The sequence below is a fragment of the Winogradskyella sp. R77965 genome (genome assembly GCF_044594915.1).
In the GTDB taxonomy this organism is placed as follows: domain Bacteria; phylum Bacteroidota; class Bacteroidia; order Flavobacteriales; family Flavobacteriaceae; genus Winogradskyella.
The window spans coordinates 3,361,972-3,374,169 of sequence record NZ_CP138990.1; the positions used below are offsets into that span (position 1 = coordinate 3,361,972).

9 protein-coding genes are annotated in these 12,198 nt (G+C 32.7%); 8 read left to right on the plus strand and 1 reads right to left on the minus strand.

The window, feature by feature from the left end; all coding sequences use genetic code 11:
• Positions 1-6 precede the first annotated feature (6 nt).
• The 3 genes from gldM to SJY34_RS15065 all read left to right on the plus strand — a co-directional run bounded on the left by gldM (position 7) and on the right by SJY34_RS15065 (position 3,702).
• Positions 7-1,575, plus strand: coding sequence for a gliding motility protein GldM (gene gldM / locus SJY34_RS15055; protein WP_400077051.1), 1,569 nt, complete (start codon positions 7-9; stop codon positions 1,573-1,575).
• A 67-nt stretch (positions 1,576-1,642) separates the two neighbouring features.
• Positions 1,643-2,551, plus strand: coding sequence for a gliding motility protein GldN (gene gldN / locus SJY34_RS15060; protein WP_400077052.1), 909 nt, complete (start codon positions 1,643-1,645; stop codon positions 2,549-2,551).
• A 107-nt stretch (positions 2,552-2,658) separates the two neighbouring features.
• The gene (locus SJY34_RS15065) at positions 2,659-3,702 is read left to right on the plus strand and encodes an NAD(P)/FAD-dependent oxidoreductase (protein WP_400077054.1); all 1,044 of its coding nucleotides are present in this window, start codon (positions 2,659-2,661) and stop codon (positions 3,700-3,702) included.
• Between the two features lie 21 nt (positions 3,703-3,723).
• On the opposite strand, the gene SJY34_RS15070 is transcribed toward SJY34_RS15065, so the two are convergent.
• Positions 3,724-4,107, minus strand: coding sequence for a DUF983 domain-containing protein (locus SJY34_RS15070; protein WP_400077056.1), 384 nt, complete (start codon positions 4,105-4,107; stop codon positions 3,724-3,726).
• A 112-nt stretch (positions 4,108-4,219) separates the two neighbouring features.
• On the opposite strand from SJY34_RS15070, the gene SJY34_RS15075 reads away from it, so the two are divergent.
• The 5 genes from SJY34_RS15075 to SJY34_RS15095 all read left to right on the plus strand — a co-directional run bounded on the left by SJY34_RS15075 (position 4,220) and on the right by SJY34_RS15095 (position 12,133).
• Positions 4,220-6,130, plus strand: coding sequence for an ABC-F family ATP-binding cassette domain-containing protein (locus tag SJY34_RS15075; protein WP_400077058.1), 1,911 nt, complete (start codon positions 4,220-4,222; stop codon positions 6,128-6,130).
• 65 nt (positions 6,131-6,195) lie between these two features.
• Complete coding sequence (locus SJY34_RS15080) at positions 6,196-7,347, plus strand: efflux RND transporter periplasmic adaptor subunit (RefSeq protein WP_400077060.1); 1,152 nt, start codon at positions 6,196-6,198, stop codon at positions 7,345-7,347.
• A gap of 3 nt (positions 7,348-7,350) precedes the next feature.
• Positions 7,351-10,617 carry an efflux RND transporter permease subunit gene (locus tag SJY34_RS15085; RefSeq protein WP_400077062.1) on the plus strand — a complete coding sequence of 1,089 codons (3,267 nt, stop codon included), beginning with the start codon at positions 7,351-7,353 and terminating at the stop codon, positions 10,615-10,617.
• Positions 10,604-11,938 carry a TolC family protein gene (locus SJY34_RS15090; RefSeq protein ID WP_400077064.1) on the plus strand — a complete coding sequence of 445 codons (1,335 nt, stop codon included), beginning with the start codon at positions 10,604-10,606 and terminating at the stop codon, positions 11,936-11,938. The genes SJY34_RS15085 and SJY34_RS15090 overlap by 14 nt, the downstream gene beginning before the upstream one ends.
• 12 nt (positions 11,939-11,950) lie before the next feature.
• Positions 11,951-12,133 carry a CPXCG motif-containing cysteine-rich protein gene (locus SJY34_RS15095; RefSeq protein WP_400077066.1) on the plus strand — a complete coding sequence of 61 codons (183 nt, stop codon included), beginning with the start codon at positions 11,951-11,953 and terminating at the stop codon, positions 12,131-12,133.
• Positions 12,134-12,198: the final 65 nt, after the last annotated feature.

Below are 12,198 nucleotides of genomic sequence, written 5' to 3' on the forward strand. Positions count from 1 at the left end.
ATTAAAATGGCAGGAGGAAAATTATCTGCAAGGCAGAAAATGATTAACTTAATGTACTTGGTATTTATCGCTATGATCGCGATGACCATGTCAAAAGAGGTACTATCAGCATTTGGTTTAATGAATGCTAAATTTGTAGGAGCGAATGAATTAGCGTCTGCTTCAAATGAAGGTATTCTTACTCAATTGAGTACACAAGCTGAAGAAAAGCCTGAAGAGTTTGCAGCAGCAAATGAAAAGGCTAAGCAAATAAGCATTATTTCTGATGATTTTTATAAATTCTTAGAAAATGTAAAGGCTAACGATATTGTGAAAAATGGACAATATGAGTTAGAAGATGGCAAATTGCCTTATGAAGAAATGGATAAAGGAGATAAACTAGATGAGCTTTGGTTCACTGGTGATCGTTTAACCAAAAGAGGTGATGCAATTGTTGCGCGAATAGATAAATTTAAAAATGACTTAAAAGCTGTTATACCTAATGAAGGTAAGTGGTTGCCAGTTATTGCAAGTATCGAGAAGCGCTTTAACACTGGAAAAGTAGAAAATAGTGAAGGAAAAGAGAAATCTTGGTTAGATTACCATTTCCAAGGATTCCCTGCGATTGCATCATACACAAAGCTAACAGCTATGCAAAATGATGTTAAGGCTACTGAAACTAATATCTACAACGGATTTTTAGGAAATCTTGTTAGTGATGCTACTTCATTAAAGAAATATCAAGCTATTGTATTAGCCGATAAATCTGCGTTTTTCGCAGGTGAAAAATTCCAAGGAAGAGTAGTATTAGGAAAGTATGCTAACGTAACTCCAACGAAATTGACTGTTGGTGGAAAAGAATTGGACTTAACAAATGCTATTGACTCTACAGGAGCTGCGAAATTAGATTTTACAGTTGGTAATGTAGGTGAGCATAATATAGAAGGTAAATTTACGTTCTTAGAAGATGGTAAACCATTAGATATTCCAATTATCGGAAACTATGTGGTAGTACCAAGACCAAACTCTGCAACTATTTCTGCAGATAAGATGAACGTTGTTTATCGTGGTGTTGCTAACCCAATGACTATTTCATTTGCAGGTGTTTCAGACAACAAAGTGAAAGCTAGTGGTACTGGTCTTAAGCCGGTTGGAAAAGGAAAATATGTAATGAATCCAGGGTCTGGTAAAGAAGTTACTATTAATGTAACAGCTACTTTAGATGATGGTTCTAGAGCAAGTGATAAAAAGACGTTTAGAATTAAAGATATTCCAGCTCCTACAGGTACAATTGCTAGACAGAGCGGTGTGGTAAAATTACCAAAGCGTAATGTAGAGATAGGTACTGTTGGTGCACAGTTAAATGATTTTGTATTTGATTTACCAATTGGTGTAACATCATTCAAAATTAAAGTTCCTGGTCAACCAACTGTAAATGTTGCTGGTACTAAGATGAACTCACAAGCTAAAGCGGCTATTAAAAAAGCACGTAGAGGTGATAATATCACAATCTTTGATATCAAAGCAAAAATAACAAATAACGCGTCATACAGACTAAAGAATGTATCACCAGTTATTGTTGAAGTAACGAATTAACCTATTACTTTTGTTTAAAAGATACGTTTAATAAAAAAAGAATCCCAAATTAAATAATTAGAATAAGATGAAATTTAAAAGCTTTATATATGTCGGACTAGCGCTTTTTGCAACCAATACTATGTTTGCCCAAGCTAATGTCCTAAATGCTAAAATACCAGAAGAGATTGGCATGAAAACAGAAGCACAACTACTTCTAGATAACGACAAACCACTAGAATACGGTTATGTTGGAGATAGAGATATCTTATTTTCTAAAATGATCTGGGAAAAAGTGGTTCTAGATGAGCGTGTTAATTTTCCTTTGTATTTTCCAATTGAAAATAGTTTAGGAGATGACAGAAAATCGTTGTACCAAGTATTAATGGATAACATTAAAAGTGGTATGATACCTAAAGTTTACGGTGACTCGTATTTTACTGAAGAACGTACGCTAGAGGATTTAAAGCCGTCTTTAACTATGACTAAAATTACTGATGCTGGTATTGACTACATGAATGAAAACGGTGTTGGCGAAGATGAGATACCAGAAGAGTATGTTATCAGAAGAGAAATCGGTGCCGCAGACATTAATTCATTTCTTATTAAAGGACTTTGGTATTTTGATAAGCGTCAAGGAGAATTAAAATACCGTATTTTGGGTATTGCTCCTGCAGCACCAGATGTTAACTTTATTGATTCTGAGGATAACGCCAATAATGAGCCAATTCCTATGTTTTGGGTTTTTTACCCGGAAGTAAGAGATATCATGCATGAGGCTAAAGCATTTAATGATAAAAATAGTGCTGTACCATTATCTTTTGATCACTTATTAAACAGTAGACGCTTTGGTGGATTAATCTACAAAGAAGAAAATGTTTATGGTGATAGAGAAGTAAAAGAGTATGTGGCTGAAAATGCATTAATGCAACTTTTAGAATCAGAACGTATCAAAGATAAGATTAGAAACTTTGAACAAGATATGTGGAGTTACTAGTTAACTTACATAGATAATAATTATAACGCTCACTTTTTAAGTGAGCGTTTTTTATTTAATTCTATTGTCATGCTGAGCTTTTCCATGCATATGTTATTTTTGCCACAATGAAAGAAGTAGATTATATTATTGTAGGTTGTGGATTAGCAAGCATAGCTTTTTGTGAGCAATTAAGAACACATAATAAGTCTTTTGTAGTATTTGATGATAATTCGCAGAAGTCTTCTATAGTAGCTGCAGGACTATATAATCCAGTGATATTAAAACGTTTTTCTGAAGTTTGGAAAGCTAAGGAACAATTAGAACTCGCTTTACCACTTTATACAAAGATTGAAAAAGAATTAAAGATTAAGTTTGATTATAAACTTAGAATCTTAAGAAGACTTAATTCTATACAAGAACAGAATAAATGGTTTACAGCATCAGACAAACCAAGTCTTGAAGCATTTCTCTCAATACAATTAATTAAGAATATAAACCCGCAAATTGATGCACCTTTTGGATTTGGTGAAGTGTTGAATGCTGGTCGTGTAGATACACAGACACTAATCTCTGGTTATAAAGCTTTATTAATAAATGAAGGTTTTCTACAAGAAGCGACTTTTCAACATAGTAATGTTCAATTAGAAAGTTCAATAATTCTATATGAAAATTTTAGAGCCAAACAAATAGTGTTTGCCGAAGGTTTTGGTGCTAAAAAGAATCCATTTTTCAACCACATTCCTCTAACAGGATCAAAAGGTGAAATTTTGACTATTAAAGCTCCAGATTTAAAGATTGATTATGCCATTAAATCCTCAGTATTTGTTATTCCAATTGGTAAAGATTTATACAATGTCGGTTCTACATATAATAATGAAGACAAATCAAATGCACCAACAGAAACGGCAAAAGAAGAACTACTTTCAAAACTAAAGACATTTATAAAATGTGATTTTGAAGTTATTAATCAAGTGGCAGGTATTAGACCTACAGTTAAAGATAGAAGACCATTAGTCGGTAGGCATGCCAAACACAAAAATCTATATGTTCTAAACGGCCTCGGAACGAGAGGAGTTATGATTGCACCTTATGTTGCCAAAGAGTTGTTTGAGTTTATTGAAAATAATAAACAGCTAGATTCTGAAATAGATATAAATAGATTTGGTTAACTTAGTCTTAGTAAGAAGAGACTATTTTTTTAATACCTTTTTGTCATAACCCACGAATAGATTTATCCAAATATTTCTAGATAATCTCATAATAATAGGCATAAACACAATTAGAGTAATCACAATAGCGATAAAAGCTGTGACTAATGAAGATTCAAAAATTAAATAGCTAATAACAAAAGCTGTAACAGCAAAAGCAATTCCAACACCATAACTTACATACATGGAGCCGTAGAAAAAAGAAGGTTCCATTTGGTATTTAAGATTACAATGAGAACATTTTTCATTCATTCTTAGTGTATCTGGAAGTGCGTAAGGGTTTTTATTGTCATACATAGATTCCTGATGGCATTTTGGGCAAGCACCAAAAAGAATACTATAAAGTTTCATTCCTTTTCTAATCATAACTAAAAACCTGTACTTTTGCGTTTTTTAAGACGATACAAAGATAAAATTTTATAATTCTGGTATTGTAACAATTGTAACGTTTGTTGCAATTGTAATATTCAAAAAAGTTATGCTAAATATCCATAATCTATCTATATCATTTCAAGGGGAATATCTTTTTGAAGAAATTACCTTTAAATTGGGCCTTGGTGATCGCATTGGTTTAATAGGTAAGAACGGAGCAGGTAAATCTACCATGCTAAGAATTCTATCTAAAGAGCAAGAAGCAGATTCTGGGCAGATTGCTGCAGATAAGGATTTAAAAATAGGTTTTCTTAAGCAAGATATTGACTTTGATTTCGGAAAAACAGTATTAGAAGAATCTTATGAAGCTTTCAAAGAAATTAAAGCATGCGAATCTAAGTTAGAGCATATTAATACTCAATTAGCAGAGCGAACAGATTACGAAAGTGAATCTTATAATCAGCTAATGGTAGATTTGAATGATATTCAGCATCAATACGAAATCTTAGGAGGTTATAATTACCAAGGTGAGACAGAGAAAATACTTCAAGGTTTAGGGTTTAAGCGAGAAGATTTTGAGAAACTCACTGACACTTTTTCTGGTGGTTGGAGAATGCGAATAGAGTTAGCAAAACTTCTACTTCAAAATAATGATTTATTATTATTAGATGAGCCAACTAACCACTTAGATATTGAATCTATTATATGGTTAGAAAACTTTTTAAAAAATTATAGTGGAGCTGTAGTTATTGTTTCGCACGATAAAATGTTTTTAGATAATGTCACTAACCGAACGATTGAAATTTCTTTAGGTAGAATCTACGATTACAACAAGCCATACACTAAATTTTTGGCACTGCGAAAAGAAATGAAAGTTCAGCAGTTGGCAGCTCAAAAGAATCAAGAGAAACAAATTCAGCAAACAGAAAAGTTAATTGAAAAGTTTAGAGCCAAAGCATCTAAGGCGACTATGGCACAATCGCTAATCAAAAAATTAGATAGGATTGATAGAATTGAAGTAGATGAAGATGATAATAGTGTAATGACATTGAATTTCCCTGTATCAATTACACCAGGAAAAGTAGTAATTGAGGTTGAAAACGTTTCGAAGAACTATGATGACTTGCAAGTTTTACACAATGTAAATTTGGCGATTGCAAGAGATACTAAAACTGCATTTGTAGGGCAGAATGGACAAGGCAAATCGACCTTAGCAAAAATCATCGTTGGTGAAATAGAGCACCAAGGACATTTGAAACTAGGTCATAATGTTCAAATTGGTTATTTCGCTCAAAATCAGGCAGAATATTTGGACGGAAACAAAACTGTTCTAGATACTATGATAGATGCTGCTAATGAGACCAATAGAAGTAAAGTAAGGGATATTCTTGGCTCATTTTTATTTAGAGGTGAAGAAGTAGAAAAGTATGTAAAAGTTCTATCTGGTGGTGAACGTAATCGTTTAGCCTTAGCGAAATTATTGCTTCAACCATTAAATGTCTTAATAATGGATGAGCCGACCAATCACTTAGACATAAAGTCTAAAAATGTATTGAAGGATGCTCTAAAAAAGTTTGCAGGCACTCTAATTTTGGTATCTCATGATAGAGATTTTCTTCAATGTTTAACAGATACAGTATATGAGTTTAAGGATCAAAATATAAGAGAATATCTAGGAGATATTGACTTTTACCTAGAGCAAAGAAATTTAGAAAATCTTAGAGAAGCAGAAAAAAGAACGGTTGTTGCTAATAAACCCAAGGAAAGTAATAAAAAAAGTTACGAAGACCAGAAAAAAATAAAATCTTTAAATAATAAGTTGAGTAATATTGAATCTAAAATCAATCAGCTAGAAAAAGATATTAAATCTGATGATTTAAAATTGGCGACTAATTATGATGAAACTGCATCAGATTCTAAGTTTTTTGATCTTTATCATGCCAAGAAAAAATCATTAGAAAAACTTATGGGAGATTGGGAGTCCGTACAAGAGCAATTAGAGGCTATTAACAATTAAGAATATTTTAACGGCAATGCGTTCTGTTATAGGTAAATTTGCGGTTTAACAACCATCACAATATAATGCGCAAAATTATTCTTTCCTTATTAGGAGTACTTCTAATTGTTGCAGCTTATTTCGTTAGTCAATCTATTGCTAATAACGAAAAGAAGAAACGACCAACTCCAGCTAAAGTTGTAAAAACAGTTTTTACGGACACGGTAAAAAATTCTACAGTACAAATTGTTATTCCTGCAAACGGAAGTTTAGTAGCTCAAAGACGAGTTGAATTATATGCAGAAGTTCAAGGGGTTTTTAAAACAAGTGGTAAGCTTTTTAAACCAGGACAAGAATACCGTCGAGGAGAAAATTTAATTCGTATTGATGCTTCGGAGTATTATGCAAGTGTACAATCTTCAAAAAGTAATTTGTATAATTCCATAGCGGCAATTATGCCAGATTTAAGACTAGATTTTCCTGAAGTTTTTCAAAAATGGCAGAGTTATCTCAACGGCTTTGATTTAAATAAATCAACACCTAAGTTGCCAGAAATGACATCAGAAAAAGAAAATTATTTTATTACAGGTCGCGGTATTGTTTCAAACTATTACAACGTAAAGAATTTAGAACAGCGTTTAGCTAAATACAATATTAGAGCACCTTTTACTGGGATTTTAACTGAAGCATTAGTAACTGAAGGTTCTTTAATTAGAAATGGACAGAAATTAGGAGAGTATATAGATCCTTCGGTTTATGAAATGGAAGTCGCATTAAGCAAAACCTATGCGAGTCTCTTGAAAGTTGGTGAATCTGTAGTACTTACGAATCTTGATAATACAGAAACCTACTCAGGTAAAGTGTCTCGAGTAAACGGAAGTATTGATGCAGCAACACAAACGATTACTGCCTACATTGAAGTTAAAAACAAAGCACTCAAAGAAGGCATGTATTTAGAAGCAAATCTTAATGCTAAAGAAGAATCTGATGCCATAGAAGTTAATCGTAGTTTAGTTATGGAAGGGGATCAAATATTTATCGTAAGAGATAGTATTTTAGATCTTATCGATGTAAATCCTGTATATTTTTCTGATACTAAAGCCGTAATTAAAGATGTGCCAGATGGCACAGTGATGGTTTCTAAGCCAATTCCTGGTGCTTATGCTGGCATGGCAGTAAAACCTTTTACTGAAAATACTGATGAACTTACAGAAAATGCGCCCAAAAAAGCAAACTAAGTAATGAGAAAACTAATTGCTTTTTTTATTAAACACAGCGTTGCAGTTAATGTTGTTGTATTGACCTTTGTTGTATTCGGTTTCTTTGGTGCTAAAAATCTAAAATCTTCATTTTTTCCCTTAATAGATTCAAAAAACATAAGTATTAATGTCACCTATCCAGGAGCTTCTCCTCAAGAAGTTGAAGAAGGTATCATACTCAAAATAGAGGATAATCTTAAAGGATTAAATGGTGTAGAACGTGTAACATCAACCTCTAGAGAAAATAGTGGAAATATTAATGTTGAAATCGAAAAAGGAAAAGATATCGATTTTATGCTTCTCGAAGTAAAGAATGCTGTAGATCGTGTGCCTACATTTCCTGTTGGTATGGAGCCCTTAATTGTAGCTAAGCAAGAAGCTTTGAGGCCAACAATTACCTTTGCTATTAGTGGTTCTAAAATTCCATTGTCTACATTAAAACAAATAGGAAGACAGGTTGAAAATGATCTTAGAGGCATTGATGGAATTTCGCAAATTCAAATTTCTGGATATCCTGATGAGGAAATTGAAATAGCCTTAAATGAAACCAATTTGTTAGCTTATAATTTAACTTTTGTAGAAGTTTCTCAAGCTATAAATGAATCTAGCCTTATTACTACTGGCGGAACTATAAAAACAGATGCTGAAGAATACCTCATTAGAGCAAATTCTCGATCATATTATGCCGATGAACTCTCTAATTTAGTTGTTAAAGCAGATGCATCTGGTCGTATTATTCAACTAAAAGATATTGCTAAAGTTAGAGATCAGTTTTCTGAAACACCTAACTCTAGTTATTTTAATGGGGAATTATCAATTAATCTTACAATAACGAGCACAAATACTGAAGATTTAATTTCTTCGGCTGATAAAACTAAAGCTTATATTGAGGAATTTAATAGTAAGTACGATAATGTACAACTTAATGTGGTTAGTGATAGATCTACAACACTAGTACAGCGAACTGCTTTACTCGCAGAGAATGCAATTATAGGAATGATATTAGTACTTCTATTTTTGTCATTATTCTTAAATACGCGTCTAGCATTTTGGGTAGCTTTTGGCTTACCTGTAGCATTCTTTGGAATGTTTATGTTTGCAGGTTATTTTAATGTCACAATTAATGTTTTATCCCTTTTTGGGATGATCATTGTTATAGGTATTCTTGTAGATGATGGTATTGTTATTGCAGAAAACATCTATCAACATTATGAGAAAGGAAAATCGCCAGAAGAAGCTGCCATAGATGGCGTTATGGAAGTACTCCCTGCAATTGTTTCGGCAATACTAACTACAATATTAGCGTTTGGTATTTTCTTGTTTTTGGATGGACGAATAGGTGAGTTTTTTGGTGAAGTTTCAGTAGTTGTTATGCTAACTTTGTTGGTGTCTTTAGTAGAGGCGTTAATTATATTGCCTGCCCATTTAGCACATTCTAAGGCGTTGAGAGCCCAAAATCCAGAGCAAAAGCAAAACATGCTTCAGAGAGTATTTTCAAAATTACGGTATATTAATAAGTTTGGTGATTCTATTATGCGTTGGCTTAGAGACAAAGTTTACAGCCCGATATTGCGTTTTGCACTTAATTATAAATTTTTGACGATTTCAATTTTTATTGTCTTCTTTATGCTTACCAATGCAAGTTTTCAGGGAGGAATTATTAGAGGTGCCTTTTTTCCAAGAATTGCAAGTGATCGTATAGATGTATCACTAAATATGCCAAATGGAACAAATGAAAACGTAACGGATAGTATTATTTCATTTATTGAAGCCAAGGCTATCGAAGTTACTAATGAGATCAATAAAGAGTATTTAGGGGATGATTATGAGAAGCATCTTGTCGAAAACATGATTAAAAGCATTGGTCCAGGTTCCTCTTCAGCCTCTTTAAGAATTAATTTATTACCAGGTGAGGAACGGCCAAATGAAATTACTACAGATTTAGTAACCAACCGTTTGCGAGAACGTGTAGGACCAGTAATCGGCATAGAAAGTTTAGTGTATGGTGGTGGAGGTAATTTTGGGGGATTACCAGTCTCTGTTTCGTTATTAGGAAATGATATAGCAGAATTGAAAGCTGTAAAATCTGAGTTGAAACAAAATTTAGAGAACAATGTCTTGTTAAAAGATGTTACTGATAATGATCCTGCCGGAATAAAAGAGATCCGTCTAGAACTTAATGAGAGTGCTTATGCTTTGGGTTTAAATCTTCGAACAGTTATGACGCAAGTACGTTCAGCATTTTTTGGGGCACAAGCACAACGTTTTCAAAGAGGTCAAGATGAAATTAGAGTATGGGTTCGATACGATAGAGCCAATCGTTCTTCAATCAATAATTTAGATAATATGCGTATTTCTGCACCAAATGGTCAAAAAGTGCCCCTAAAAGAAATAGCGAGTTACAGTATTGCACGTGGTGATGTAGCGATTAATCATTTAGAGGGTAGACGCGAAATACAAGTTTCTGCAGATATAAAAGATGCAAAGAAGACAAGTGCAACAGATATTATGGCAGAGATTAGAGATGAGATTATGCCCGAAATTTTATCTAAATATCCTACTGTAACACCATCTTATGAAGGTCAAAACAGGGAGCGGTTAAAACTAATGAACTCGCTTACACCAGTAGGCTTAACTGTTTTATTATTAATTTATGTTGTCATTGCCTTTACATTTAGAAGCTATAGTCAACCTTTATTATTACTGTTAATGATTCCATTGAGTTTACCAGCTGTAGCTTGGGGACATTGGATTCATGATTTTCCTTTAAACATTTTATCAATGTTAGGTATTATAGCACTTATAGGAATTATGGTTAATGATGGTTTAGTACTTATAGGCAAATTTAATAGCAATTTGAGAGAAGGTTTAGCATTTGATGATGCACTATATGAAGCAGGTCGATCTCGTTTTAGAGCTATATTTTTAACATCACTTACTACAGTAGCAGGTTTGGCTCCATTAATATTTGAAGAAAGTAGACAAGCGCAATTTTTAATACCTATGGCAGTTTCTATCGCCTATGGTATTGGTTTTGCAACAGTGCTGACTTTGGTAGTATTACCTATTTTCTTGTCATTTAGTAACTTTTTAAAGAAAAATATTAAATGGTTGGTCACAGGAAATGATATTACCAAAGAAGAAGTTGAGCGTGCTATAAAAGAGAAGAACGCAGAAATTAAATCAGAAAGTCTTAGAGTTGATTATCATAAAGAACATTTTATATCGAAAGGAAATGAAGACGCATAATTTTAATATAGTTGTTTTAGCAATAATGTTCTTTATCTCTTTCAATGGGATTTCTCAGCAAGATGTATTAACAAAGGAACAAGCTATTGCTTTGGCTTTAGATAATAACTACGGTGTAAAAATTGCTCAAAATGCCGTTGCAGTTGCAGAAAACAATACAAGTATTTTAAATACGGGGTTTTTACCAACAGTTACTGGCAATGCAGGAGCAACTTATAATTTAGATAATTCTGAAGTAGAATTTTCGGATAGTAGTAGACCTCCTGCAATTTTAAATGGCGCAGAAAGTTCTAGGTACAATGCTAGTGTAAATATTAACTATACGCTTTTTGATGGTTTAGGAAGACGTTATAATTATAAACGATTAAAAGAGCAATATCAATTATCAGAATTACAAGCCAGAGAAACCATTGAGAATACTATAATACAACTATTTTCAGTGTATTATAATGTGGCGCAATTATCTGACAACCTAAGCACTCTAGAAGAAACACTTACCATTACAAAAGATAGATTGGTACGTGCAGAATACCAGTTTGAATATGGTCAAAACACAAAGTTAGAAGTACTAAATGCCGAAGTAGATATAAACAACGACAGCATTAATATCATTAATACCAAGCAGCAATTAAAAAATACTAAACGCGATTTAAAATTAGTTCTCGGAGAAACTTATACCAACGATTTTGACGTTGAAACGGAAGTTCAGTTTACATTAGAGTTTCAAAAGGATAGCTTATTTGAAAAGGCAAAATCTCGAAACGTAGCTTTGCTTCAAACCGAAAAAAATATATTAATTAGTAAATTAGATATTAGTTCTGGTAGATCTGCATATTTACCAACACTAGGTTTAACTGGTTCTTACGGTTGGAACAAGAATAATAATAATGCAGCTTCGTTTGTGGCTACATCTATAAATACAGGTTTGTCAGGTGGATTAAATCTTAGCTGGAATTTATTTGATGGAGGATCTACGATTAATAGAGTAAGAAATGCCAAGATAAATCTTGAAACACAAAAACTTCAAAAAGAAAATATTCTACTCAATATAGAGCGCGATTTTAATAACGCTTGGGATAATTATGCAAATAAGTTAGAGATTTACAACATTCAAGAAAAGAATATTTTAACTGCAAAGAATAACTTTGAACGTACTCAAGAAAAATTCAAAATAGGTCAAGTTAATTCAATTGAATTTAGACAAGCGCAACTCAATTTATTGAATGCTGAATTAAATCGAAATCAGGCTAAGTTTGAAGCCAAATTATCTGAGTTAGAGGTGCTTCAAATTAGCGGAGAATTATTGAATGTAAAATTCTAAAATTAAAATGCCATGGATGAATATTTCTTTCAATGTCCATACTGTTGGGAAGAGATTTCTATGCTAGTTGACACATCTCAAAGTCAACAAAAATACATTGAGGATTGCGAAATTTGCTGTAATCCTATTCAGGTTTCAATAACATCAGTTAACCAAGAAATCATAAATTTTGAGGCAGAAAATATAGAACAGTAAAAATGTTAAATATCTGATATAGAGATATATAAAAACTTAACCAATGTATTTCATCGAATAAATTT